The sequence below is a fragment of the Pseudocitrobacter faecalis genome, assembly GCF_965231525.1.
Taxonomy (GTDB): Bacteria; Pseudomonadota; Gammaproteobacteria; order Enterobacterales; family Enterobacteriaceae; genus Pseudocitrobacter; species Pseudocitrobacter faecalis.
On the sequence record NZ_CBDDNJ010000002.1, the window covers coordinates 4,558,643 to 4,583,950 of the forward strand.

Here is a 25,308-nt window from a genome sequence, read left to right on the forward strand (position 1 = left end):
TAATTATACCGGGCTTTTTTATTTGTCACGATTATGCGGTACCCTTGCCAGTCATCGAAATACAGGGAACGCACAATGAAAAAAGCTGGCTATCTTATTCTGGCGATAATCGTCATTGCTCTCGCCGCAGGCGCGGCCTGGTGGAAATGGGCCGGAAACCCGAATGCGCTGCGTAACATCGTTCTCGAACAATTTCTTCCAAATCAGTTACAACACCAGCAGCCCGCGCCGTGTGCCGATGTGAAACCGGATGCCGGATACGTGGTGTTCAAGGATCGCAACGGCCCGCTGCAATATCTTCTCATGCCCACTTACCGTATCAACGGCACGGAAAGCCCGATGCTGCTGGAGCCTTATACGCCAAACTTTTTCTGGCTGGCCTGGCAGGCGCGCAGCTTTATGAGCCAGAAATATGGCAAAGAGATCCCGGATAGCGCCGTATCACTGGCGATTAACTCACGGAGCGGACGGACGCAAAATCACTTCCACATTCACATCTCCTGCCTGCGCACGGATGTTCGTCATCAGCTGGATACCAATATGGCGAAAATCAGTACTCGCTGGCTGCCGTTGCCGGGAGGCCTGCGTGGCAATGAATATCTGGCGCGTCGGGTCACTGAAAGTGAAATGGTGAAAACCAGCCCGTTTATGATGCTGGCGGAAGAGGTTCCAGAAGCGCGCGACCATATGGGAAGCTATGCGCTGGCGATGGTACGTTTGAGCGACGAAAGCTTTGTTCTTCTGGCGACGCAGCGTAATTTATTGGCGCTGAACCGCGCGTCTGCCGAGGAAATTCAGGATCATCAATGTGATATTCTGAAGTAACCCTACCCGTTCTGGCGTTTACCTGGCCCACCTGTCGTCGTATGCTTGCTGAAAAAAACGACAGGAGTCAGGTATGGCGCTCTGGTTTTCACACCCTCTGTTCCTTCCATCGCTGATTGTGGGCATCACCATCATCCTCTGGGCGACTTCTCTGCTGCCTGAATTTATCACCGCGCTTTTATTCTTCACCGTTGCGATGGCGGCAAAAATCGCCCCGCCGGAGGTGATTTTCGGCGGTTTTGCGTCATCGGCTTTCTGGCTGGTCTTCAGTGGTTTTGTACTTGGTGTGGCGATCCGCAAAACGGGGCTTGCCGACCGGGCCGCGAGGGCGCTCTCGGCAAGGCTCACTGATTCGTGGCTGCGCATGGTGGCGAGCGTGGTGCTGCTGAGCTATGCGCTGGCATTTGTGATGCCATCCAATATGGGGCGAATCGCGCTACTGATGCCGATTGTCGCGGCGATGGCCACTCGTGCGGGTATTAAAGAGGGCACGCGTCCCTGGTACGGACTGGCGCTGGCGGTTGGTTTCGGCACATTCCAGCTTTCTGCGACCATTCTGCCCGCCAACGTGCCCAACCTGGTGATGAGCGGCGCGGCGGAAGGCGCGTGGGGCATTCATCTGAACTATCTACCCTATCTGTTGCTGCATACGCCGGTGCTCGGCTGGTTGAAAGGCGCACTGCTTATCGGGCTGATTTGCTGGCTATTCCCCGGAAAACCGCAGCCGCCGAAATCGGTACAGGCGGCGCCGCCTATGAGCGCGGCAGAGAAGCGCCTGGCCTGGCTGCTGGCGATAGTGTTAACTCTGTGGGTAACGGAGAGCTGGCATGGCATCGGCCCGGCGTGGACGGGGCTGGCGGCGGCGTGCGTAACGTTGCTGCCGCGCGTCGGGTTTATCAACGGCGAAGAGTTTTCGGCAGGGGTGAATATTCGCACCTGTATCTATGTGGCAGGTATTCTGGGGCTGGCTATCACCGTCACCCAGACGGGGATTGGCGATGCGGTAGGCGAAGCGCTGCTACGCGTGATGCCGCTTGACCCTGAACGCCCGTTCACCAGCTTTGTCGCGCTGACAGGGATCACGACTGCGCTCAACTTCATCATGACCGCCAACGGTGTGCCGGCACTCTACACTACCTTTGCGCAAAGTTTTGCCGAGGCGACAAACTTCCCGCTGTTGAGCGTTATCATGATTCAGGTGCTGGGGTATTCAACGCCGCTGCTGCCGTATCAGGCGTCGCCGATTGTGGTGGCGATGGCGTTAGGAAAAGTGCCTGCAAGAGCGGGGATGATGCTGTGTCTGGCGCTGGCGGCGGCGAGTTATCTGCTGCTGTTGCCGCTGGATTATCTTTGGTATCAGGTGTTGGGGAAGTTGTGAGTTGTTGCCCTCACCGAAAACCGCGCTGGGCGGTTCCCTCTCCTTGCGGGAGAGGGTTAGGGTGAGGGGATTACAACATTAAGCCTGTTTAGCCGCTTCTGCTGCTTTAACGATTACCGCGAAAGCGTCTGCTTTCAGGGATGCACCGCCAACCAGCGCGCCGTCGATGTCCGGCTGGGTGAACAGTTCTGCTGCGTTGCCAGCGTTAACGGAACCGCCGTACTGGATGATGACCTGTTCAGCGATTTTCGCGTCAGCTTTAGCAATGTGGTCACGAATGAATTTGTGAACAGCCTGAGCCTGAGCCGGAGTAGCGGATTTGCCAGTACCGATTGCCCATACGGGTTCGTAAGCGATAACGACGCCTTCAAATGCCGCAGCGCCCTGAGTTTTCAGGACTGCATCGATCTGACGTGCGCACACTTCTTCCGTTTTGCCCGCTTCGTTTTCTGCTTCGGTTTCACCGATGCACAGAACCGGAGTCAGACCTTGCTCTTTCAGCACAGCGAATTTTTTCGCGATCAGTTCGTCAGACTCTTTGTGGTAAGTACGACGCTCAGAGTGACCGATAATGATGTACTGTGCGCCAATGTCTTTCAGCATGGCAGCAGACGTTTCACCGGTGAACGCGCCAGACAGGTTCAGGTCAACGTTCTGCGCGCCCAGCATGATGTGGCTGCCTTCAGCTTCACGTTTCGCCATATCGATGTACAGTTCCGGCGGCGCGATCGCTACGTCGCAGCCTGCAACACCTGCCAGTTCTTTACGCAGGTTAGAAAGCAGTTCGTGAACCATGTGGCGGCTGCCGTTCAGTTTCCAGTTACCCATCACTAATGGATGTCGCATTTTAATTCTCCACGCTTGTTAGCGAATTAAGGAATATGGCCGCCCGAGTGGGCGGCATGGTCTGTGAATCAGTATAGAGAGTGTTCATCCTGAAGGCTTTGCTTTTTATCATTTATTCGCCTACTTCAAGATTTTCAGATAGCGCCAGCTTAATCGGTTCAACAGCGAAGGTCAGCCCTTTTTCGCCATTATCTGCGACAACATAACGAATTGCGCCCTCGCTGGTGGTGAAGTAATGCTTTCCTTTGCCCTGTGTAAGCAGCTTTTGCAGTTTCTGCTGGCTTTGCGCTTTGGTGAGCGTGGGGGTGAACAGACGCAGCAGCGCCGTCATGTACTCCAGCGCTTTCGCTTTCGCCGCTTTTTGTTCAGGGCCCGGAATGGGCAGCCAGGTTATCTGCATCGACTTGATTTTCAGCGTTCCGCGTTCGAGCGCGGTGGACGCATACAGATTCTCGTTAATTTTGCTCGCTGCGCGCGTCAGGTTCATCTTGTCGCGACTGGAAGAAATCGAGCGGAACTCACTGAGGGGCAGCGACGGGTTATCGATATTAAACCTTTCGCGAAACTGGCTGATGGAGAGATCGAACGTCGGCGCGCCGGAGAGTAAATAGGGCGCGGTGGTATCCGGCGACTCAACGGCAAACGCGAAGCGGCCAGCGCTCAGGGCGATGACGCCTGCAAGACACACAGAGATCCACTTCTTCATGTTTGTCGCTCTCCTATTCTCCAGCAGACGATTAAAACGGGAACGGCCTCGCTTGTCAAAAAGAGCGCGTTTCAGGGTACACTACGCCGCATGATGAGAATAAGGAATCAGACATGACCCTACAGCAATGGTTGTTTTCAATTAAGGGCCGCATTGGTCGCCGCGATTTCTGGATCTGGATGGGGATCTGGCTGCTGGCGATGGTGATTCTGTTTACGCTTGCCGGCGGTAAAATGCTCAGTATCCAGACTGCGGCGTTTATCCTGGTTTGCCTGCTGTGGCCAACGGCGGCGGTCACGGTAAAACGTCTGCACGATCGCGGTAAATCAGGCATCTGGGCTTTGCTGATGGTGCTGGCGTGGATGCTCCTGGCGGGTAACTGGGCGATGCTGCCGGGCGTCTGGCAGTGGGGCGTGGGGCGATTTATTCCGACGCTGATTATCGTGATGATGCTCATTGACCTGGGCGCGTTTGTCGGCACCCAGGGGGAAAACAAGTACGGTAAAGACACGCAGGACGTGAAATACCGCTGATTACCAGTAATGTTCCGCCGTCATATGGCCAGGGCGGCGGCGCAGATGTTTGGTCATCTGGCGGGTATCTTTCAGCAACTGCTGGGTATCGCGCACCATCTGCGGATTTCCGCACAGCATCACGTGGCTGGTTTCGGCGTTCATTGGCAGGCCAACCGCCTCTTCCAGCGCACCACTTTCGATCAGTGCGGGCACGCGTCCGGTCAGGGAATCCGCCACCGTTTCGCGGCTGACAACGGTTTTAATGCGCAACTTCCCTTCGTAGCGTTTCTCCAGTTCCTGCATCAACGGCAAATAACTTAGGTCTGCGGCAAAGCGCGCGGCGTGAACCAGTACGATATTCTTAAAACGCTCTAAATCTTTCCCTTCCTGCAAAATCGACAGATACGGGCCAATCGCCGTGCCGGTCGCCAGCATCCACAGGGTTTCGCAGTCCGGCACTTCGTTCAGCACAAAGAACCCAGCCGCTTCGCTGACAATCTGCACATCATCACCCGGCTTCAGTGCGGCGAGGCGCGGGCTCAGTTTTCCCTCCGGTACAGTGACCAGATAGAACTCAAGATCGGGATTGCTGGGGGCGTTAACGTAGGAGTACGCGCGCTGCACGCGCTCGCCGTCAACATCCAGACCCAGCTTGGCGAACTGCCCGGCGGTGAAGGGATTAACGGGGGCGTGAACGGTGAGGCTAAACAGTGCATCGGTCCAGAAATGCACCTTTGTGACTTTACCTGTTACCCAATCGGCCATGATCGTCTCCTCTGCGCGTTGTTACCCTATCTTCGCTGTGTCAGGAGAAGATTTCCAGCCCCGCGGGGCCGGAAAGCTCAATTGAACAAATGATTTACAGGATATGATTCTGGATCTCAGGGTCTTTGCGATCGAGATAATGAATCGACTGAATGCGGCGAATGGTGCGTGATTTTCCGCGAATCAGCAGCGTTTCGGTGGTGGCGATATTGCCTTTGCGGCTGATGCCGTCCAGCAGGTCGCCTTTGGTGATCCCGGTGGCGGAGAAGATAACGTTATCGCTGCGCGCCATATCATCCAGTGTCAGCACTTTCCCGGCTTCGATACCCATCTCATGACAACGGCGCAGTTCGTCCTCACCAATACGGCGATTCTCTTCGCTATCGCCTTTGACGTGATGACGCGCCAGCAGGCGGCCATGCATATCGCCATCCAGCGCGCGGATCACTGCCGCAGAGACCACGCCTTCCGGTGCGCCGCCGATACCGTAAAGAACATCAACTTCGCTGTCCGGCATACAGGTCAGAATGGACGCCGCGACATCACCATCAGGAATGGCGAACACGCGCACGCCCAGTTTTTGCAACTCGGCAATCACCACATCGTGGCGTGGTTTCGCCAGAATGGTGACCGTCAGCGCTTCAAAAGGCTTATTCAATGCGCTTGCGATATTGCGCAAGTTTTCTTCCAGCGACTTGTTGAGGTCGATAACACCTTTTGCGCCCGGCCCGACAATCAGCTTTTCCATGTACATATCCGGCGCGTTCAGGAAGCAGCCTTTATCGCCTACCGCCAGCACTGCCAGCGCGTTTGCCTGGCCCATCGCGGTCATACGGGTGCCTTCAATCGGATCGACGGCGATATCTACCGCGTCGCCTTTGCCTGTGCCGACGTTTTCGCCGATGTAGAGCATCGGCGCTTCATCAATTTCGCCCTCGCCGATCACGATGGTGCCATCAATGTTGACCTTGTTGAGCATGATGCGCATCGCATTTACTGCCGCGCCATCCGCGACATTTTTATCGCCCCGGCCCAGCCATTTGTAACCTGCCAGCGCCGCCGCTTCCGTGACGCGCGAAAATTCGATAGCCAGTTCTCGTCTCATAGCAAACTCGTTAGTAAATGAATGGCACGCAGCGAAAGCGCTTGAGTCGTGTGTTCGCTACGCGTTGGAATAACGTTCGGTCTCTGGCATCCAGCGTTCAATCAGCGCGGTGGCCTGTTGTGGATAACGTTCATGAACGTGGCGGGCGATGCGCTGAACTTCGGGGATCATCGCCTGATCGCGCAATAAATCTGCCACTTTGAATTCAGCATTACCCGTCTGGCGCGTACCGAGCAGTTCGCCGGGGCCACGAATTTCGAGGTCTTTTTGTGCAATTACAAAGCCGTCGTTGCTGTCGCGCAGCACCTGTAGACGCATCTGCGCCGTTTTGGAAAGCGGCGATTTGTAGAGCAGTACACAGTGAGAAGCCACTGCGCCACGGCCCACGCGGCCACGAAGCTGGTGCAGTTGCGCAAGACCCAGGCGCTCCGGGTTTTCAATAATCATCAGACTGGCGTTGGGCACATCGACGCCCACTTCAATTACCGTGGTGGCAATCAGCAGATGCAGTTCGCCTTGCTTGAAGGATTGCATTACCGCCTGTTTTTCTGCAGGTTTCATACGCCCGTGAACGAGGCCGACGTTCAGTTCCGGCAGCGCCAGCTTTAACTCTTCCCACGTGGCTTCTGCCGCCTGCGCTTCCAGCAGCTCCGACTCTTCAATCAGCGTACAGACCCAATAAGCCTGACGTCCCTCTTCGGTGCAGGCGTGACGCACACGATTAATGATATCGCTGCGGCGCGTGTCCGGAATCGCGACGGTTGTGACCGGCGTGCGGCCTGGCGGCAGTTCGTCGATCACCGAGGTATCGAGATCGGCATAGGCAGTCATCGCCAGCGTTCGTGGAATTGGCGTCGCGGTCATAATTAGCTGATGCGGATGGAAGCCCTGCTGTTGGCCTTTCTCCCACAGCGCAAGACGCTGGTGGACGCCAAAGCGGTGCTGTTCATCGATAATCACCAGGGCGAGGCCGTTAAACTGCACCTGCTCCTGGAAAATGGCATGGGTGCCGACAATCATCTGTACCTGGCCGCTGGCAATGGCTTCCTGCTGCGCCTGACGCGCTTTGCCTTTCTGTTTCCCGGCGAGCCAGCCCACTTCGATACCGAGCGGTTCAAACCAGTTGCGGAAGTTATTGGCGTGCTGCTCGGCAAGCAGTTCGGTTGGTGCCATCAGCGCCACCTGCTTGCCGTGGGCAATCGCCCTCAATGCTGCCAGCGCGGCGACCAGCGTTTTGCCTGAGCCCACATCGCCCTGCACCAGACGCATCATCGGCACGTCGAGGGCCATATCGCGTTCAATTTCAGCCACCACGCGGGTTTGCGCCCCGGTGGGTTCGAACGGCAGCGAATCGAGAAACTGATTTTCTAGCTCACCCTGTGCACTCAGCGGCAGGGCATGGTAGCGTTGCGCCCCGGCGCGGAGCGCCAGCATGCTCAGGTTATGGGCGAGTAACTCTTCCAGAATTAAGCGTCGCTGGGCCGGATGCTTGCCGGTTTCCAGGTCGCTGAGTTGTAGCGATGGCGGTGGGCGATGCAAGGTGCGCAGCGCTTCCGGCAGGCTCATCATGCCGGAGGCCAATTCTGGCGGCAGTAGCTCGGCAATGGCGCAGGTATCGAGGAGATCCAACGCCTGGTCGGTTAGCTTGCGCAGCGTCGCCTGCTTAATGCCTTCGGTGGTTGGATAAACCGGCGTGAGCGTCTCCTGCAATTCCGGTGCGCTCAAATCGCCCTGCACGCGATATTCCGGGTGGATCATCTCCGCGCCAAATTTACCGCGCTTCGCTTCACCGTAGGCCAGCACGCGACGCCCGGTTGCAAGGCTGTTTTTCATTGCCGCGTTGAAGTTGAAAAAGCGCATGGTGAGGATGCCCGTGCCGTCGCTAATCTGGCAGGTCATCATTCGGCGGCCGCCGAACGTAATGTTTGAGTTGAGAACTTCGCCTTCTACCGTGGCATAGATACCGGGCAGTAGTTCGCCAATAGGATAGAGTTGAGTGCGGTCTTCGTAGCGCAACGGCAGGTGAAGCAGTAAGTCCTGCACCGTGTGCAGGCCAATTTTGGCGAGCTTCTGACTTTGCGCTGCGCCAACACCCGTTAGCGAACTGAGTGGAACAGCATCTAACAGGCGACCTTGCATGGATTACCTCGTGGCCTGCATGGTGGCCCACCAGGTCTCGTCGGCTTCGATCTCACCGCGATCGTTGACGTGCGGGTAGGGGAGGCCTTTGCGCTTCGCGACATTTGCCAGCACCGGATAACCGCCTTCAAACAGCAGGCGCTGTTGTTCGTCGTCCGGCAGCATACTGTTTTCTCGCTGATACATACCGGCGTTCTGCCGCTGGCGCTGTGCTTCATACAGAATGAGCGCCGAGGCCACGGAGACGTTGAGCGACTGCACCATCCCGATCATCGGAATAATAATATCCTGGTCTGCGAGTGCTAACGCTTCCTGAGTGATGCCGGTTTTCTCCTGACCCATTAAAATACAGGTCGGGCGGGTATAATCGATTTCGCGAAAATCAACGGCTTTATCAGAAAGATGGGTCGCCAGAACCTGCATGCCGCGCCCTTTAAGATGCGAAACGGCCTCGCCAATCGTCGGGTGCGTTTTTACCTGCACCCAACTGTTGCTGCCCGCCGCTGCAGAGGCCATGGTGCGCATGCGGCTACCCGGCCAGACGGCGTGCACTTCATGTACGCCAACAGCATCTGCGGTACGAATGATCGCAGAAACGTTATGGGGTTTGTGGACCTGCTCCATACAGACGGTCAGATCAGGCTGCCGTCTGGCAAGCATCTCGCAAATTCGCGCATAACGCTGTGCATTCATAAAACTAGTTTCGGTTACGGGTGACTTTAATGACGTCCGGCATCACGCGGATTTTGCGCATGATATTCGCCAGATGTACGCGGTCGCGCGCCGTCAGGCGGATGAAGGCGCTGTAAACGCGGCCATCTTTCTCTTCAGTATTCAGGCTCTGAATATTGGACGTCGCCGTATTGATTGCCGCCGTCAGGTTGGCCAGTGCCCCCTGATGATTGAACATATCAACCTTAATTTCGGTGATAAATTCCTGCTCAGTCTCTTTGTCCCACTCAACCGCCATAAACTTCTCGGGCTCTTTCTGATAGCCACGGATGTTACGACAGGATTCATGGTGGATAACCAGACCTTTGCCTGGGCTGACGTGAGCGATAATCGGGTCGCCCGGAATGGGACGGCAGCATTTTGCGAAGGTGATCAGCACGCCATCCGCGCCTTTAATAGGCAGATGCGCATGGCCGGAGGCGCCCGGCGCGGAAGGTGTCGCTTCGCCCTGTTGCAGGTTTTTCGCCACTACCACGCTCATGGCGTTGCCGAGGCCGATTTCAGCCAGCAGATCGTCAAGTGAGGTGAGTTTCATGCGATCCAGTTCGCGCTGGATATGCTCTGGCGGAATCTCCGCGAGCTTACGGCTGCCACCCAACGCGTGGTTGAGCAGGCGACGACCCAGACTTACGGAATCATCACGCTTGAGGTTTTTCAGCAACTGGCGAATTTTGGCGCGCGCTTTCGAGCTGACGACAAAGTTGAGCCAAGCGGCATTTGGGCGAGCGCCCGGCGCGGTAATGATTTCAACGGTTTGGCCGCTGGAGAGCGGCTGCGACAGCGGGTAAGGCTGACGGTCGACGCGTGCGCCCACGCAGGCATGACCGATATCGGTATGCACCGCGTACGCAAAGTCGACAGGCGTTGCACCGGCAGGCAATTCGACAATACGCCCTTCCGGTGTGAAAACGTAAATCTCATCCGGGAAGAGATCGGATTTAACGCTCTCGATAAATTCAAACGAGCTACCGGCACTCTGTTGCAGCTCCAGCAGGCTCTGCATCCAGCGCTGGGCGCGGATTTGCGCGGTAGTGCTGGTTTCGCCATGCTCTTTATAAGCCCAGTGCGCGGCAACACCCATCTCTGCCATTTGATCCATATCTTCGGTACGGATCTGAACCTCAACCGGCACACCGTGTGGGCCAATCATTGAGGTGTGCAAAGATTGATAGCCGTTCGCTTTTGGAATGGCGATGTAGTCTTTCACGCGACCTGGACGCGGCTTATACAGGCTGTGCATCTGGCCGAGCACGCGATAACAGGTATCGGAATCATTGACGATCACGCGGAAAGCGTAGATATCCATGATCGAGTGAAAACGCTGCTCTTTGAGCACCATTTTGCAGTAAATCGAATAAAGATGTTTCTCGCGACCACTGACGCGGCACGGTATTCCCGCTTCCTGCAAACGCCCTTCGATTTCTGAGAGGATTTTTTGGATCATCTCTTTACGGTTGCCGCGCGCGGCTTTCACCACTTCTTTGATCACGCGGTAACGGTTGGGATACAGCGCCTCAAAACCCAGCTCTTCGAGTTCGGTTTTGATGTGATGGATACCTAAACGGTGTGCCAGCGGGCTGTAGATTTCGAGGGTTTCACGGGCGATGCGGCGACGTTTGTCCGGGCGAAGTGAGCCCAGCGTACGCATGTTGTGGGTACGGTCAGCGAGTTTGATGAGAATGACGCGGATATCCTGCACCATCGCCATAATCATCTTGCGAAAGTTTTCGGCCTGCGCCTCTTTCTTATCGCGGAACTTGAGTTTATCAAGTTTCGACACCCCCTCTACCAGTTCGGCGACGCTTTTACCAAAAAGCTGTTCCATATCCTGGTAGGTGGCAGGGGTATCTTCAATCACGTCATGCAGCAGCGCCGCCATTAGCGTTTCATAGTCGAGTTTCATCTCGGCCAGAATGCAGGCAACCGCCACCGGGTGCGTGATGTAGGGTTCACCGCTTGAACGTGTCTGGCCCTCGTGAGCGTCACGTGCAACGAGGTACGCCTGCCGCAGACGTTTGATTTGATCTTCCGGCAGGTAGTTTTGAATCAGCTGATTCAGGCTTTCAAACAGATACAAGGGCGACCCGCTCTGTAATTAACGACGACCTTCAGCAATAGCGGTAACGGCCTGTAATTCAGCGGCTTCCTGCTCTTGCTGTTCCTGGCGCTCGCGCACGTCGAGGATCTGGTTGTTGATCAGACCTTCTTCGATTTCGCGCAGTGCGATTACTGTGGTTTTATCGTTTTCTTCCGGTACCAGCGGATCCTTTCCGCCTACTTGCATCTGACGAGCGCGACGCGCGGCGACCAGTACCAGGTCAAAACGGTTACCAATTTTCTCTACAGCGTCCTGAACAGTTACGCGTGCCATACTTTAATGCTCCACAGGTGAAGAAATGACTGGGCATGATACTGAAAGTGGGTTCAGTCTGCCAATAGTTTGCTGATTAAAGCGTCATGTCGCTGCTTTTGGCGGCTCATGCGCAGACGTTCAGCACGGATAATCGTTTTCAGATCGCCTAAAGCGGTATCGAAATCGTCGTTCACGATCAGGTAATCATATTCCGCATAATGGCTCATTTCTGCAACTGCCTGCGCCATTCGTTTGGTGATCACCTCTTCGCTGTCCTGACCGCGGCCACGCAGGCGGCGATCCAGTTCAATTTTGGACGGCGGCAGGATAAAAATACTGCGCGCGTGCGGCATTTTGCTGCGAATTTGCTGCGCGCCCTGCCAGTCGATATCAAGGAAAACATCGACGCCCGTTGCCAGCACTTGCTCAATGGTTTCACGCGAAGTGCCGTAGTAATTACCAAACACTTCCGCATGTTCAAGAAACGCGTCTCTGCTAATCATGTTTTTGAATTCGTCATGATTCACAAAGTAATAATGTTCACCGTGCACTTCACCCGGACGCGGCGCGCGCGTGGTATGCGAAACAGAAACCTGAGTGTCGTATAACGGTTGGGTTTTCAATAAAGCCTGAATCAGGCTGGATTTACCTGCGCCACTGGGGGCAGAAACAATATAAAGCGTGCCTTGAGCCATGAGTATTTGTGTATGTTGCCAGCAATGAAGTTCTACATACGGGCTTATTATACACGTCGGCGCATCGTGACGTAGTCTTTGTCACACTTTTTGCGCTGGTTTCTTTCATTTTGCGTGCCACTTTCCTGATTTCCTTACCTGTTGCTGCAACAAATCAATTTCCCTGGAAGCCTCCTCGGAGAATTCGCATGAGGCATTCGCAATCTTTTTTGCCTGGCGGTACAACGCCTTTACAGTGCAAAAGGAGGGGCGAAAGTGAAAAGGATACTGCTGCTGTTAATCGCGACCGTAACGGGGGCTCAGGCAACTTGCCCTGCCTGGGCTCCTGCTCGTGCGAAACAAGAAGTTGCGCAGCTTACGATGCAAATTGCACGCTGGAATGATGATTACTGGCGGCAGGGCGCGAGCGAGGTGAACGACGGCGTTTACGATCAGCTCTCAGCGCGATTGACGCAGTGGCAGCGCTGCTTTGGCTATACCGAAGAGGCTGAGAGCACGCCACCGGGGCAGATTTCCGGCACTATGCATCCGGTTGCCCATACAGGCGTACAGAAGCTGGCAGATGCGCAAGCGTTCAGTCAGTGGATGGCAGGGAAAAACAATCTCTGGGTACAGCCTAAGGTCGATGGCGTCGCGGTGACGCTGGTTTATCACCAGGGACGCTTGCTGCAGGTCATCAGCCGTGGCGATGGGCTAAAAGGGGAAGACTGGACCGAGAAAGCGCGGCACATCCCGGATATTCCCAAAACCGTCACAGGCAGGCTGGCGGAAAGTGTGCTGCAGGGGGAGATTTTCCTGCAGCGCAACGACCATATTCAAAAGCAGATGGGGGGCGTGAATGCCCGCGCTAAGGTCGCCGGTGCCCTGATGCAACGAAGTGAAAGTAAAACGCTGGCGAATCTTGGCGTGTTTATCTGGGCGTGGCCTGATGGGCCGCAGCATATGGAAGAGCGGCTGGCCTTGCTGAGCCAGGCTGGCTTTCCGCTGGCGCAGCGTTACACGAAACCGGTGATGCGGGTTGAAGATATTGCGAGCTGGCGCGACCGCTGGTTTACCTCGCCGCTGCCGTTCGTGACCGATGGCGTGGTGGTTCGCTCAGCCGATGAGCCAGAAGGGAAACACTGGCTACCCACGCAGGGCAGTTGGGTTGTCGCCTGGAAATATGTTCCGGCAGCACAGGTGGCTGAGGTAAAAAACGTAAGCTTCACGGTGGGGCGTACAGGAAAGATTGCCGTCGTCGCCCAGCTTGTGCCGGTGAAGCTGGATGATAAACAGGTTCAGCGGGTGAATATCGGTTCAGTCGCACGCTGGCAAACACTGGATATCGCCGAGGGCGATCAGGTGCTGGTCAGCCTGGCCGGACAGGGGATCCCACGTATTGATAGCGTGGTATGGCGCAGTACGCAGCGTATCAAACCCACGCTGCCTTTGCAGAAATACAATGCGCTCACCTGCTTTTACGCTACGCCCGGCTGCGAAGAGCAGTTTATGGCGCGGCTGGAATGGCTGAGTTCGAAGGCGGTTTTTGATATTGATGGACTGGGCCGCGCGGGCTGGCAGACGCTGCATCAGGCACAATCTTTCGAACATCTTTTCTCATGGCTGGCACTGACGCCGGAACAACTGCGCCGCACGCCAGGTATTACACCCTCCCGTGCGACGCAGTTATGGCATCAATTCAACCTGGTACGCCAGCAACCGTTCAAACGCTGGGTGACGGCGTTTGGCTTACCGCTGAGCAAAGCGGCGCTGGGGGCGCTGGCGGATAACCGCTGGGATACGTTGGCGTCGAGAAGCGCTCAGGACTGGCAACGCTTTCCAGGTATGGGAAACCTGCGCGCGCAGCAGATGGTGGAGGCGGTACATCATCCGGACATTTCCCGGCTGGCGCAGTGGCTTGCCAGCCAGAAAATCCCCGGATTTTAAACTCAGTGCGCGTTGTGCTTGTAATAAAACACCGGCAGGCCCAGCTTCAAACGCAGCGCCAGCAGGCGGGCTGTGAAGCCAAACAGCAGGGTGGCGATCACCACGACGTCCTGGTTGCTAACATAGTGCTGCAGGGCAACATAGAGCACGGCGGCGGAAAACGACACGCCCGCGTAAAGTTCTTTCTGAAACACCAGGGGAATGCGCTTACAGAACATATCGCGCAGCACGCCGCCAAAGACGCCGGTGACGACGGCAGCAATGGTCGCGATGACCGGGCCTTCGCCCATGTCCAGCGCGATTTGCGCGCCGATGATGGAAAATACCACCAGGCCCAGCGCATCCAGCACCAGAAACACCTTACGCAAATAGGGCATGACCGGGGCCACAATAGTCGTCAACACTGCCGCTGTTGCCACGATAATCACGTATTCCGGGTGCTTCACCCAGCCCAGCGGATAGTGGCCTAGCAGGATATCACGCACCGAACCGCCGCCAAGCGCTGTGGCGGTCGCGATGATAATGACCCCAAAGGTATCCATACGTCGACGCCCGGCAGCCAGCGCGCCGGTCATGGCTTCGGCGGTAATGCCGATAAGGTAAAGAACATGCAATAACATATGAGCTCCCGAAATCGATGGCGGAAGGGTAACGATTTGTGCGCGGCGTCACGATTGAGATTTTCTAAGGTGAAGGGATTTGGCTTAGAAAAAGTAATGGCGGAATTTTGTTTGGCTGAGGGTTAACGGGGTTGAAGCATTTTCAAAAACGAATTTTAACTTAGAAAAACTAAAGTGGCCCACATGAGGTGGGCCAACGAAGAACCGATTACTCGATGTTCTGGATCTGTTCGCGCATCTGCTCAATCAAAACTTTAAGTTCGATAGCAGAATTTGTCACATCGGCATTGATGGATTTCGATGCCAGAGTATTCGACTCGCGGTTAAATTCCTGCATCATAAAGTCGAGACGACGACCAACGGCCTCTTTCTTCTTCAGGATGTTATAGGTTTCTTTAACGTGCGCTTCAAGACGGTCGAGCTCTTCGGCAACGTCGATGCGCTGCGCCATTAGCACCAGTTCTTGTTCGAGGCGGTTATTTTCCAGCTGAACTTCGGCATCTTCCAGTTTGGCAACCAGGCGTTCACGCTGCCATTGCAGAATTTCCGGCATATGCGCACGCACTTTGGTGACTTCATTGCTGACGCCTTCAAGGCGCTGCTCGATCAGTGCTTTAAGCGCCTGACCTTCCGTTTCGCGAGCGATGATGAAGGAATCCAGAGCTTTATCCAGCGCCGAAAGAATTTCAGTGGTAATGGCGTCCAGATCCTGTTCCTGTGCTGCCATCACGCCCGGCCAGCGCAGAATATCGACCGGATTAATCTCGCCTTCGTCGCTCTGCATTTTGACCCAGTTTGCCGCGTTAACCAGCTGTTTCGCCAGTTTCTCGTTGAGGATCAGCTCGCCCTGTGCGCTGGCATCAGGCTCAAAACGCAGGGTGCATTCGACTTTACCGCGCGTCAGACGCGTGCGCAGACGCTCGCGGACTACCGGCTCCAGGCTGCGGAACTGCTCAGGCAGACGGAAATAGGTTTCGAGATAACGCTGGTTCACTGAGCGCAGTTCCCAGGAGGCACTGCCCCATTGGCCCTTGATTTCATGGCGGGCGTAGGCGGTCATACTGCGGATCATAGACGTTCCTGTTTTTAAAGGAGTGATGGAGGGATTATAGCTATCACTCACCTGCCAGGATAGGAATAACCGCCGGAAGTCCGTATAATGCGCAGCCACATTCGTTTCAAGCCGGAGATTTTATCATGCGTCCAGCAGGCCGTAGCGCTAACCAGGTGCGTCCCGTCACCCTGACCCGTAATTATACAAAACACGCTGAAGGCTCCGTGCTCGTCGAATTCGGTGAAACCAAAGTCCTGTGCACTGCCTCTGTAGAAGAGAGCGTGCCACGTTTTCTGAAAGGTCAGGGCCAGGGTTGGATCACCGCAGAATATGGCATGTTACCCCGCGCCACCCACACCCGTAACGCACGCGAAGCGGCGAAGGGCAAGCAGGGCGGTCGTACCATGGAAATTCAGCGCCTGATTGCACGTGCGCTGCGCGCGGCGGTTGATCTGAAAGCGCTGGGCGAGTTCACCATCACCCTCGACTGTGACGTGATTCAGGCCGATGGCGGCACCCGTACTGCATCTATCACCGGTGCCTGCGTGGCATTGGCCGATGCGCTGAACAAACTGGTTGCTGCCGGCAAACTGAAAACCAACCCAATGAAAGGTATGGTGGCCGCGGTTTCCGTTGGCATTGTCGATGGTGAAGCGCGTTGTGACCTCGAGTACGTTGAAGATTCGGCGGCAGAAACCGACATGAACGTGGTGATGATGGAAGATGGCCGCATGATTGAGGTGCAGGGCACCGCAGAAGGCGAGCCGTTCAGCCACGAAGAGCTACTCACCTTGCTGGCGTTGGCCCGAGGGGGTATCGAATCCATTGTAGCGACGCAGAAGGCGGCGTTGGAAAACTGATTTTTAAGGCGACTGATGAGTCGCCTTTTTTTTGTCCGTAGAAAAGTAAGTAAGGAGCGAATCCATGAAACCGTATCAGCGCCAGTTTATTGAATTTGCGCTTAGCAAGCAGGTACTGAAGTTTGGCGAATTTACGCTGAAATCCGGGCGCAAGAGCCCCTATTTCTTCAACGCCGGGCTGTTTAATACCGGGCGCGATCTGGCGTTGTTAGGCCGCTTCTACGCCGAAGCGCTGGTCGATTCCGCGATCGAGTTCGACCTGCTGTTTGGCCCGGCCTACAAGGGTATTCCGATTGCCACCACCACCGCGGTCGCGCTGGCGGAGCATCATGACCGCGATCTACCGTACTGCTTCAATCGTAAAGAAGCGAAAGACCATGGTGAGGGCGGTAGCCTGGTGGGTAGCCCACTTCAGGGTCGCGTGATGCTGGTGGATGATGTGATCACCGCAGGCACGGCGATCCGCGAATCAATGGAAATCATCCAGGCTAACGGCGCGACACTGGCTGGCGTACTGATCTCTCTCGATCGTCAGGAGCGTGGCCGTGGCGAGATTTCTGCGATTCAGGAAGTGGAGCGCGACTACGGTTGCAAAGTTATCTCCATCATCACCCTGAAAGACCTGATTGCCTATCTGGAAGAAAAACCAGAAATGGCGGAGCATCTTGCCGCCGTTCGCGCCTATCGCGAAGCTTACGGCGTCTGATTCATTACGCTGCGGGTTCCGCCCGCAGCGTGATATGCCGAATAGTTTTCCCCGTCATGCCCATGTTATGCTTTCTGTGTCAGCAGTGGCGATAGCGTTTCTGGAGTTATCCAGAAGGGTCGGCGAGTCGCCGACTTCACGCCCGCAGTTCACTCATATACCCAAAGTCGTTCCATTGTACCTCGGCACGTTTCACGTGCGCGCGCTGTCGCGCGAAGTACATTTCCACGCCTTCGGGATGGTTTTCGAGTATCGCCGCTGTTGGCACCCACTTTTCTCAGCGATGTGGAGCGTTGAATGGATGCGACCCGGGTTTGCCTTCTGGCGCTGGACTTATTTAGCTCTCCGGGCTGGAGCGCGAACGAAGAGATACGCCGGCTGTATGCACTCAGCAACAGCACATCGAAGCATTACCGGACTATCGTGTTGTCAAAGCGCGACGGCGGTGAGCGACAGATCCTGGCGCCTGATTATTTGTTGAAAACGGTGCAGCGCAATATCCTCAGGAACGTCCTCTCTCATTTCCCTGTTTCACCCTTTGCAACGGCCTATCGCCCTGGTAGTACCGTGGTTCACAACGCGCGGCCTCACCTTTCTCAATCGCAGATTCTGAAGCTCGATATTGAAGGCTTTTTTGACAATATCAGTGGGTTACTGGTGTGGCGGGTTTTCCGCCAGACCACATTACCCAACGCTGTGGTGACGATGCTGACCCACCTTTGTTGTTATCGCGATGCGTTACCGCAGGGGGCGGCCACCTCGCCGGCGATTTCTAACCTGGTCATGCGGCGTTTTGATGAACGGATGGGCCGCTGGTGTCAGGAGCGGCATATTGTTTATACCCGCTATTGCGACGATATGACTTTTTCCGGCGAATTTTCCGCCCGGCAGGTGCGTAATAAAGCGGCGGCGCTGCTGGCTGAACTGGGGCTGCGGCTGAATAAACGAAAAACTGCATTGATACCAGCATATAAACAACAGACGGTGACGGGGATCGTGGTGAACGAAAAGCTGCACATTTCCCGGGAACAACGCCGATTGTTGCGCCAGGAAGTGCACTATTGTCTGAAATTTGGCGTTGCGGCTCATCTGAGTCACAGCGGAAAATCGACAGAATCGGCGCTGTGTTACCTTCAGCGTTTGCAGGGGAAAATCGCCTGGCTGCTACAGGTTAACCCGGATGACCGGGCATTCAGGAGGGCGCTGCGTGACGTGCAGCAAATGATAAGGCAGATTGCTCTGCCTGAAACACGTTAGCGAAGCTGCGTGGCCATGAGCGGCCAGCGGGCGTCAAAATCGTCGGTAGGGCGATATTTGAATTCGCTGCGGACAAAACGAGAGAGCATTCCTTCACAGAAGGCGAGCAGCTGACTTGCCAGCAGGGTTTCATCCGTCTCGTAGCCTTCACCTTCACGCATTTTCCGCTCGCGCAGTACCTGGCGCAACTGGGCTTCAATGCGTTCGAAAAGCTGGTTGATACGCCCCTGCAGGCGATCCTGTTCGAACATTAGCGCGTGACCGGTAAGAATACGCGTCAGGCCCGGATTACGTTCACCAAACCCGAGAATAAGCAGAACAATCAGGCGCAGACGCGCGGTAGTGTCCTTTTCATCTTTTAAAATCAGGTTGATGCGGGTAATCAGGCTATCTTCGATAAACTCGATAAGGCTATCGAACATGCGTGTTTTGCTGGGAAAGTGTCGATAGAGCGCGGCTTCGGAAACGCCCACAGAAGCCGCCAGCTTTGCCGTAGTAATGCGTTGGCTACCATCACTGGATTCAAGCATCAGCGCCAGAGATTGAAGTATTTCTTCGCGACGATTCCGTTTCGCAGTTTGCTTTTCTGCCATGTTCTAAAATACCCCTGAAAATAAATGCTCGTCAGGCAGACATCCACACAGTGACCGCAAATCCAAATTTGCAGTGATGTTATTGCATTATGACGCTGTGGGATGCGTTCAAATGTCTCCGCCCCGCATCAAGCCGGGCAGAGACAGAACCGGTTACTGACGCCCGGAGTGGCCGAAGCCGCCTTCGCCACGTTCGGTGGCATCGAAATCTTCAACCAGATTAAACTCGGCCTGTACGACCGGCACAATAATCATTTGTGCGACACGTTCACCCGGTTCGATGGTGAAGGTGGTTTGCCCACGGTTCCAGATAGAAACCATCAGTTGCCCCTGATAATCAGAATCAATAAGGCCGACCAGGTTGCCCAGAACGATACCGTGTTTGTGGCCCAGACCCGAGCGCGGCAGCATCATCGCCGCCAGAGAGGGATCAGCGATGTGAATCGCCAGCCCGGTTGGCAGCAGTGTCGTTTGGCCCGGTTCCAGCACAATAGCGCTATCAAGGCAGGCACGCAGATCCAGCCCGGCAGAGCCAGGTGTGGCATAAGTTGGCAGCGGGAATTCCTGACCAATACGCGGGTCCAGAATCTTAACGTCGATTTTTTTCATCATAACGGGTAACGATCTCGTTCAGTAAAAGTTGGCCCAGCAGCGCTTTGCTGCTTAACGGTAAGCGTTTATCGCCGTCCTGCCAGAAAAGGTGTAATGCATTGTTATCGCTATTAAAGCCTTGATTTGCCTGTGATACATCGTTAGCGCAGATCAGATCGAGGTTTTTGCGGGCGCGTTTTTGCCGCGCATATTCTTCCACATTATTTGTTTCGGCGGCAAATCCGACGACGTAAGGGCGGTGCGTTTTTAGCGCGGCAACGCCTGCTACGATGTCCGGGTTTTTCACCATTTTGATAGTGAATTCATCGCCCTGTGTGTCCTGTTTTTTAATTTTTTCCTCGGCAATCACGGAGGCACGATAATCCGCGACGGCGGCACAGCCAATGAAAATATGCTGCTTTTGCGCGCCAGCCTGAACGGCGGCATTCATCTCCTGCGCGGTTGTCACGTCAATGCGCTGTACGAAGGCAGGCGTCGCGAGCGAAACCGGGCCGCTCACCAGAGTGACATTCGCGCCGCGCTGTGCGGCAGCCTCAGCAATCGCAAAGCCCATCTTGCCGGAGCTGTGATTGCTGATATAGCGAACGGGATCTAACGGCTCGCGGGTGGGGCCAGCCGTAATCATGATGTTCAGATGTTGCAGATCTTTGACAGGCGAGAAATGCGCCGCAGCCATATCAACGATGGTTAACGGGTCGAGCATGCGGCCCGGCCCGATATCGCCGCAGGCCTGGCTTCCGCTATCCGGGCCCCAGATAAGCAAGTCGCGAGAGGCCAGCACTGAAAGATTATGCTGCGTGGCCGCCGCACGATACATCTGCTGATTCATCGCAGGCACCACGGCAACCGGCGATGGCGTCGCCAGGCAAATGGTGGATACCAAATCGTTAGCCATACCGGCCGCTACGCGAGCGATGAGGTCTGCCGTGGCAGGGGCGAGAATCACGAGATCCGCCCACTTACCCAGCTCAATGTGGCCCATTGCTGCTTCTGCCGCCGGGTCGAGGAGACTGTCGGAAACCGGATATCCGGAGACGGCTTGCAGGCTCAGCGGGGTGATGAAAGCTTTCGCCGCCTCGGTCATGGCAACGCGCACCTCGGCACCACGGTCGCGCAGACGGCGCACCAGTTCGGGGGCTTTATAGGCCGCGATACCGCCGCTCACGCCGAGAACAATTTTTTTTCCGGCCAGGCTCATCATGATTCTTTCCTGTCGAGTTCATCTGAAAGTGGGATTTTATCACAATATTTTCGGGGTCGTGCGGTTAGGGAGTATCCACTTTGCGAGGGGCTACGCAAGAGTAAAAAGTGACCCGCGCAGGTCGTGCATTGCTGTGGCAGGATGGCGAATATTGTCAGGGAGGAGCCGTTATGGATAGCTCAGATGCGCTGATGCCGCGCGAAAAAATGCAGAAAATGGGCATCGAATCGCTGTCAGATGTGGAATTGTTAGCGCTGTTTTTGCGCACCGGCACGCGGGACAAAGACGTCATGACCTGGTCGCGTGATTTACTGCATCACTTCGGCTCGCTGTATGGGCTGCTTTCGGCTTCAGAGCAAGACATCACCGAGCAATATGGTATGGGGCTGGCGAAGTGCGCGCAGCTAAAAGGTATTGCCGAGCTGGCGCGGCGCTATTTCAGCCTGCGGGTGCTGGCGAAGAATGCGTTACTCAGCCCGGAGATGACCCGTGAATTTTTGCAAAGCCAGCTCAGTGATGAAATGCGCGAGATCTTTATCGTGATCTTTCTCGATAACCAGAACAGGGTGCTGAAACACAGCCGGCTTTTTGCCGGCACACTTAGCCACGTGGAGGTGCATCCGCGCGAAATTGTACGAGAAGCCATCAAAGTGAACGCGGCCGCGGTGATCCTGGCGCATAATCATCCTTCAGGCAGTGCTGAACCCAGTAAATCAGACAGACTTATCACTGAAAGGGTGGTAAAATCATGCCAATTCATGGATATACGCGTCCTTGACCACCTTGTTATTGGGCGAGGTGAGTATGTCTCTTTTGCCGAACGCGGCTGGATTTAGCCGATAATTACGCGATCCACCGGGATCTTTGTCTGTTCGGGACTTGAGCATAACGCCGGGTCAGCGTATACTACGCCACCTTTGAGAATCTCGGGTTTGGCATTTGGGCCTGGCAATCGAGAGTTCACTTAGAACTATGCGATGACCGGGCTGTAAAGCCTGACGAGGCGCCGATACCCCATACGAAGCTCGAGCTAATTTGATTTTTGGAGAATAGACATGTCCCGAGTCTGCCAAGTTACTGGCAAGCGTCCGGTGACCGGTAACAACCGTTCCCACGCACTGAACGCGACTAAACGCCGTTTCCTGCCGAACCTGCACTCTCACCGTTTCTGGGTTGAGAGCGAGAAGCGTTTTGTCACCCTGCGCGTATCTGCTAAAGGTATGCGTGTAATCGATAAAAAAGGCATCGATACAGTTCTGGCTGAACTGCGTGCCCGTGGCGAAAAGTACTAAGTACTTAGAGGAAATAAATCATGGCTAAAGGTATTCGTGAGAAAATCAAGCTGGTTTCTTCTGCTGGTACTGGTCACTTCTATACCACTACGAAGAACAAACGTACTAAGCCGGAAAAACTGGAACTGAAAAAATTCGATCCAGTTGTCCGTCAGCACGTTCTGTACAAAGAAGCTAAAATCAAATAATTTTAGATTCGATGTCACGAAAAACCTCGCTCCGGCGGGGTTTTTTGTTTTCTGGCCGTCCCCATATTGAAGACATCAGTTAAACAGTCGGAGACGTTATGCCTGAATTACCCGAAGTTGAAACCAGCCGCCGCGGCATTGAACCGCATCTGGTTGGCGCCACCATCCAGTATGCGATCATCCGCAACGGACGCCTGCGCTGGCCCGTCTCCGATGAAATCCACCGTCTGAGCGACAAACCCGTCCTCAGCGTTCAACGTCGCGCCAAATATCTGCTGCTGGAGCTGCCGGATGGCTGGATTATCATCCACCTTGGCATGTCGGGAAGTCTGCGCATATTGACGGAAGAACTTCCGGCAGAAAAGCACGACCATGTCGATCTGGTGATGAGTAACGGCAAAGTGCTGCGATATACGGACCCGCGTCGTTTTGGTGCCTGGCTGTGGGCTAAAGAGCTGGAAGGTCACAATGTGCTGGCGCATCTCGGCCCTGAGCCGCTGAGTGACGAATTCAGCGCAGAGTATCTGCAACAGAAGTGCGCGAAAAAGAAAACAGCGATTAAGCCCTGGCTGATGGATAACAAGCTGGTCGTTGGGGTTGGGAATATTTATGCCAGTGAATCGCTGTTTGCGGCGGGGATTCATCCTGATCGACTCGCGTCCTCGCTGTCGCCGCAGGAGTGCGCGCTGCTGGTAAGTACCATTAAGGCGGTCTTGCTTCGCTCTATTGAGCAGGGTGGAACGACGCTGAAAGACTTCCTGCAAAGCGACGGTAAGCCGGGCTACTTTGCCCAGGAGCTACAGGTGTACGGTCGCAAGGGCGAGCCTTGCCGGGTATGTGGTACGCCGATTATTGCCACCAAACACGCGCAGCGCGCGACGTTCTATTGTCGTCAGTGTCAGAAATGAGCGGTCTGCGAGCCGGATGACGCCATCCGGCAAACACCTATTTGAGCTTTTCCATTAACGCCTGATGGACGTTAGGCGGCAAAAAGTCGGTGACATCACCCTGATGGCGCGCTACCTCTTTGACTAAAGAAGAGGAGATAAACGACCACTCTTTTGACGGCATCAGGAAAACGCTTTCCAGCTCCGGCATCAGGTGACGGTTCATGTGCGCCAGCTGCATTTCATATTCGAAATCGGCCACCGCGCGCAGGCCGCGAATCAAAATAGTGGCCTGCCTATCGCGCGCAAAGTTGGCCATTAAATCGCTAAAACCGACAACTTCCACGTTATCCAGATGCGCAATCGCCTGCTGGGCCAGCGCGACGCGTTCATTGAGATCAAACATCGGTTTCTTGCTGGGGCTGGCGGCAATCGCCAGAATCACCCGATCGAACATTTTGCTCGCGCGGGTAATGATATCGATATGTCCGTTAGTAATGGGATCGAACGTGCCTGGATAAATCGCCCGTTTTTGCATGACAGCCTCAGTGCGCTCTGGGTGGCAGATAAGGTTCCAGCAGTTGCAGCATGCGCTGTAGCGCGCCCTGGTTTTGATAGAGCACTTCAACTGCGTGTCGACCGTAGAAGTTACGATAATCTTCGTCGGTCAGTAAAGAGGAGATCTCTTTCGCCAGCGACGCAGCGTCGGTCACCGTAATCAGGCCGCTGGCCTGATCGAGACGCGCGCAGATGTCTTTAAAGTTGAAGGTATGCGGCCCCATAAGCACCGGAATGGCGTGCGCCGCCGCTTCCAGCGGGTTATGACCACCACGCTCAACCAGCGAACCGCCCACAAAAGCGAGATCCGCAATACCGTAAAGCAGCATCAGTTCGCCCATTGTGTCGCCCACGACAACCTGGGTGCCCGCCGAGGGAACTTCACCAGAGGAGCGAGTAATAAAGCTTAAACCTGCCTGGCGTACCAGATTGATGGTGTCCGGGAAACGTTCCGGATGGCGCGGGACCAGAATCAACAGCAGGTCGGGGAAGGTTTTTAGCAACTGCTGATGTGTTTCCAGCATGATGCTCTCTTCGCCTTCGTGCGTACTGGTGGCAATCCATACCGGGCGATGCGGCGCCCACTGGCGGCGCAGGGTAATAGCCTTTGTCGCCAGTTGTGGCGTGACGGAGATATCAAATTTCAGGCTACCGGTTACGGAAAGTTGATTGCGTTTCGCACCCAGCGCGATAAACCGTTCGCCGTCTTCTTCGTTTTGCGCGGCAATTAGCGTGATGCGGCGTAGCAGCGTCTGTACAAACTTGCCGAGCCTGGCATAACCCGCTGCGGAGCGCGCAGAAAGACGTGCGTTAGCAATCACCAGCGGGATTTTACGTTTATGCAGCGCGGCAATAAGGTTCGGCCACAGCTCGGTCTCCATAATCAGCACCAGCTTGGGGTCGACTTTATCGAGAAAACGACTGATGGCGTCCGGGAGATCGTAAGGAAGATAGACGTGCTGTACGTCACTGCCGAAGGCGGAAAGGACGCGCTCAGAGCCTGTGGGCGTCATGGTGGTCACAGTAATCGGCAGGTCGGGATAGCGATGGCGGAGCGCGCGCACCAGCGGAATGGCCGCCAGAGTTTCACCGACGGAAACCGAGTGCAGCATAATGCCGCCCGGCATCAGTGGCTTACGATAAAAACCGTAGCGCTCACCCCAGCGTTTGCGATATGCCGGCGCTTTACGTCCACGCACCCAAAGCCGTATCCAGATCAAAGGCTGAATAAGGTAGAGGAGAGATGTGTAGAGCAATTGGAGCATAGTACGCAGCTGGCTTAGGAATGTGCTGAGGATTCTAAGTATTTAGCCCAACCTTTACCATCATTTTTGCCGATTTGAGCTGATTTAGCGGGAAAAAGGGCTTTGCACCATTAAACGTTAAACTATATTTGCTTTTTTATATGATTAATTGAGGTTGTTGAGGCGTGGCTCAAGGGTCTTACTCTTAAAGTAAACCCGTTGCGTAAGCATATTACTCATTGTTTTAAAAA

The 25,308-nt window shown here is 55.1% G+C and carries 27 protein-coding genes; 11 read left to right on the forward strand and 16 right to left on the reverse strand.

Annotated features, from left to right (window positions below; genetic code table 11):
- Positions 1 to 75 precede the first annotated feature (75 nt).
- Both ACOXYR_RS21975 and ACOXYR_RS21980 read left to right on the forward strand, forming a co-directional pair.
- Positions 76 to 825, forward strand: coding sequence for a CDP-diacylglycerol diphosphatase (locus ACOXYR_RS21975; protein WP_421355900.1), 750 nt, complete (start codon positions 76 to 78; stop codon positions 823 to 825).
- A 73-nt stretch (positions 826 to 898) separates the two neighbouring features.
- Positions 899 to 2,203, forward strand: a complete 1,305-nt coding sequence (locus ACOXYR_RS21980) for an SLC13 family permease (RefSeq protein WP_421355899.1) — start codon at positions 899 to 901, stop codon at positions 2,201 to 2,203.
- 78 nt (positions 2,204 to 2,281) lie between these two features.
- Here ACOXYR_RS21980 and tpiA read toward each other — a convergent pair whose 3' ends face one another.
- Positions 2,282 to 3,049, reverse strand: coding sequence for a triose-phosphate isomerase (tpiA, locus tag ACOXYR_RS21985; RefSeq protein WP_108476550.1), 768 nt, complete (start codon positions 3,047 to 3,049; stop codon positions 2,282 to 2,284).
- Positions 3,050 to 3,161: 112 nt separating this feature from the next.
- A complete protein-coding gene (locus tag ACOXYR_RS21990; protein ID WP_108476549.1) occupies positions 3,162 to 3,755 on the reverse strand; it encodes a YiiQ family protein in 594 nt (197 codons plus the stop codon).
- Positions 3,756 to 3,868: 113 nt separating this feature from the next.
- Between ACOXYR_RS21990 and ACOXYR_RS21995 the strand changes: the two genes are divergently transcribed.
- The gene (locus ACOXYR_RS21995; protein ID WP_421355898.1) at positions 3,869 to 4,288 is read left to right on the forward strand and encodes a DUF805 domain-containing protein; all 420 of its coding nucleotides are present in this window, start codon (positions 3,869 to 3,871) and stop codon (positions 4,286 to 4,288) included.
- Here ACOXYR_RS21995 and fpr read toward each other — a convergent pair whose 3' ends face one another.
- The 7 genes from fpr to gmk all read right to left on the reverse strand — a co-directional run bounded on the left by fpr (position 4,289) and on the right by gmk (position 12,059).
- Complete coding sequence (fpr, locus tag ACOXYR_RS22000) at positions 4,289 to 5,035, reverse strand: ferredoxin--NADP(+) reductase (RefSeq protein ID WP_113858303.1); 747 nt, start codon at positions 5,033 to 5,035, stop codon at positions 4,289 to 4,291.
- Between the two features lie 94 nt (positions 5,036 to 5,129).
- On the reverse strand, positions 5,130 to 6,140 hold the full coding sequence (gene glpX / locus ACOXYR_RS22005; protein ID WP_421355897.1) for a class II fructose-bisphosphatase: 1,011 nt from the start codon (positions 6,138 to 6,140) through the stop codon (positions 5,130 to 5,132).
- A 57-nt stretch (positions 6,141 to 6,197) separates the two neighbouring features.
- Positions 6,198 to 8,279 (reverse strand): ATP-dependent DNA helicase RecG, encoded by a 2,082-nt coding sequence (gene recG, locus ACOXYR_RS22010; protein WP_421355896.1) that lies wholly within the window; start codon positions 8,277 to 8,279, stop codon positions 6,198 to 6,200.
- A 3-nt stretch (positions 8,280 to 8,282) separates the two neighbouring features.
- Positions 8,283 to 8,972 (reverse strand): tRNA (guanosine(18)-2'-O)-methyltransferase TrmH, encoded by a 690-nt coding sequence (trmH, locus tag ACOXYR_RS22015; protein ID WP_108476545.1) that lies wholly within the window; start codon positions 8,970 to 8,972, stop codon positions 8,283 to 8,285.
- Positions 8,973 to 8,976: 4 nt separating this feature from the next.
- Positions 8,977 to 11,088, reverse strand: coding sequence for a bifunctional GTP diphosphokinase/guanosine-3',5'-bis pyrophosphate 3'-pyrophosphohydrolase (spoT, locus tag ACOXYR_RS22020; RefSeq protein WP_108476544.1), 2,112 nt, complete (start codon positions 11,086 to 11,088; stop codon positions 8,977 to 8,979).
- Positions 11,089 to 11,106: 18 nt separating this feature from the next.
- Positions 11,107 to 11,382 (reverse strand): DNA-directed RNA polymerase subunit omega, encoded by a 276-nt coding sequence (rpoZ, locus tag ACOXYR_RS22025; RefSeq protein ID WP_000135058.1) that lies wholly within the window; start codon positions 11,380 to 11,382, stop codon positions 11,107 to 11,109.
- Between the two features lie 53 nt (positions 11,383 to 11,435).
- Positions 11,436 to 12,059, reverse strand: coding sequence for a guanylate kinase (gene gmk / locus ACOXYR_RS22030; protein ID WP_108476543.1), 624 nt, complete (start codon positions 12,057 to 12,059; stop codon positions 11,436 to 11,438).
- A gap of 255 nt (positions 12,060 to 12,314) precedes the next feature.
- Here gmk and ligB point away from each other — a divergent pair, with 255 nt between their 5' ends.
- The gene (gene ligB / locus ACOXYR_RS22035) at positions 12,315 to 13,985 is read left to right on the forward strand and encodes an NAD-dependent DNA ligase LigB (protein ID WP_421355895.1); all 1,671 of its coding nucleotides are present in this window, start codon (positions 12,315 to 12,317) and stop codon (positions 13,983 to 13,985) included.
- A 2-nt stretch (positions 13,986 to 13,987) separates the two neighbouring features.
- Here ligB and ACOXYR_RS22040 read toward each other — a convergent pair whose 3' ends face one another.
- Both ACOXYR_RS22040 and ACOXYR_RS22045 read right to left on the reverse strand, forming a co-directional pair.
- The gene (locus ACOXYR_RS22040; protein WP_108476541.1) at positions 13,988 to 14,605 is read right to left on the reverse strand and encodes a trimeric intracellular cation channel family protein; all 618 of its coding nucleotides are present in this window, start codon (positions 14,603 to 14,605) and stop codon (positions 13,988 to 13,990) included.
- 208 nt (positions 14,606 to 14,813) lie between these two features.
- Positions 14,814 to 15,677 (reverse strand): YicC/YloC family endoribonuclease, encoded by an 864-nt coding sequence (locus tag ACOXYR_RS22045; protein ID WP_421355894.1) that lies wholly within the window; start codon positions 15,675 to 15,677, stop codon positions 14,814 to 14,816.
- Between the two features lie 125 nt (positions 15,678 to 15,802).
- Between ACOXYR_RS22045 and rph the strand changes: the two genes are divergently transcribed.
- The 3 genes from rph to ACOXYR_RS22060 all read left to right on the forward strand — a co-directional run bounded on the left by rph (position 15,803) and on the right by ACOXYR_RS22060 (position 18,482).
- Positions 15,803 to 16,519: a ribonuclease PH gene (rph, locus tag ACOXYR_RS22050; RefSeq protein ID WP_015962461.1), complete on the forward strand. Its 717-nt coding sequence runs from the start codon at positions 15,803 to 15,805 to the stop codon at positions 16,517 to 16,519.
- Positions 16,520 to 16,583: 64 nt separating this feature from the next.
- Positions 16,584 to 17,225, forward strand: coding sequence for an orotate phosphoribosyltransferase (pyrE, locus tag ACOXYR_RS22055; protein ID WP_108476539.1), 642 nt, complete (start codon positions 16,584 to 16,586; stop codon positions 17,223 to 17,225).
- Between the two features lie 297 nt (positions 17,226 to 17,522).
- Positions 17,523 to 18,482: a reverse transcriptase domain-containing protein gene (locus ACOXYR_RS22060; RefSeq protein ID WP_421355893.1), complete on the forward strand. Its 960-nt coding sequence runs from the start codon at positions 17,523 to 17,525 to the stop codon at positions 18,480 to 18,482.
- On the opposite strand, the gene slmA is transcribed toward ACOXYR_RS22060, so the two are convergent.
- The 3 genes from slmA to coaBC all read right to left on the reverse strand — a co-directional run bounded on the left by slmA (position 18,479) and on the right by coaBC (position 20,885).
- Positions 18,479 to 19,075 carry a nucleoid occlusion factor SlmA gene (slmA, locus tag ACOXYR_RS22065; protein WP_108476537.1) on the reverse strand — a complete coding sequence of 199 codons (597 nt, stop codon included), beginning with the start codon at positions 19,073 to 19,075 and terminating at the stop codon, positions 18,479 to 18,481. The two genes, ACOXYR_RS22060 and slmA, sit on opposite strands and share 4 nt — an antisense overlap.
- 153 nt (positions 19,076 to 19,228) lie before the next feature.
- The gene (dut, locus tag ACOXYR_RS22070) at positions 19,229 to 19,687 is read right to left on the reverse strand and encodes a dUTP diphosphatase (protein WP_015962466.1); all 459 of its coding nucleotides are present in this window, start codon (positions 19,685 to 19,687) and stop codon (positions 19,229 to 19,231) included.
- Complete coding sequence (coaBC, locus tag ACOXYR_RS22075) at positions 19,665 to 20,885, reverse strand: bifunctional phosphopantothenoylcysteine decarboxylase/phosphopantothenate--cysteine ligase CoaBC (protein ID WP_189624146.1); 1,221 nt, start codon at positions 20,883 to 20,885, stop codon at positions 19,665 to 19,667. The genes dut and coaBC overlap by 23 nt, the downstream gene beginning before the upstream one ends.
- A gap of 173 nt (positions 20,886 to 21,058) precedes the next feature.
- Here coaBC and radC point away from each other — a divergent pair, with 173 nt between their 5' ends.
- The 4 genes from radC (at position 21,059) to mutM (ending at position 23,276) form a co-directional block, all read left to right on the forward strand.
- Positions 21,059 to 21,724, forward strand: a complete 666-nt coding sequence (gene radC, locus ACOXYR_RS22080; RefSeq protein WP_108476536.1) for a RadC family protein — start codon at positions 21,059 to 21,061, stop codon at positions 21,722 to 21,724.
- Between the two features lie 219 nt (positions 21,725 to 21,943).
- A complete protein-coding gene (gene rpmB, locus ACOXYR_RS22085) occupies positions 21,944 to 22,180 on the forward strand; it encodes a 50S ribosomal protein L28 (protein WP_000091955.1) in 237 nt (78 codons plus the stop codon).
- A 20-nt stretch (positions 22,181 to 22,200) separates the two neighbouring features.
- Positions 22,201 to 22,368 carry a 50S ribosomal protein L33 gene (rpmG, locus tag ACOXYR_RS22090; RefSeq protein ID WP_003024094.1) on the forward strand — a complete coding sequence of 56 codons (168 nt, stop codon included), beginning with the start codon at positions 22,201 to 22,203 and terminating at the stop codon, positions 22,366 to 22,368.
- A 98-nt stretch (positions 22,369 to 22,466) separates the two neighbouring features.
- Positions 22,467 to 23,276: a bifunctional DNA-formamidopyrimidine glycosylase/DNA-(apurinic or apyrimidinic site) lyase gene (gene mutM, locus ACOXYR_RS22095; RefSeq protein ID WP_108476535.1), complete on the forward strand. Its 810-nt coding sequence runs from the start codon at positions 22,467 to 22,469 to the stop codon at positions 23,274 to 23,276.
- Positions 23,277 to 23,313: 37 nt separating this feature from the next.
- Here the strand turns inward: mutM and coaD are convergent, their stop codons facing one another.
- Together coaD and waaA are read right to left on the reverse strand one after the other, a co-directional pair.
- A complete protein-coding gene (gene coaD, locus ACOXYR_RS22100; protein WP_108476534.1) occupies positions 23,314 to 23,793 on the reverse strand; it encodes a pantetheine-phosphate adenylyltransferase in 480 nt (159 codons plus the stop codon).
- Between the two features lie 7 nt (positions 23,794 to 23,800).
- A complete protein-coding gene (gene waaA / locus ACOXYR_RS22105) occupies positions 23,801 to 25,078 on the reverse strand; it encodes a lipid IV(A) 3-deoxy-D-manno-octulosonic acid transferase (RefSeq protein WP_407731779.1) in 1,278 nt (425 codons plus the stop codon).
- Positions 25,079 to 25,308: the final 230 nt, after the last annotated feature.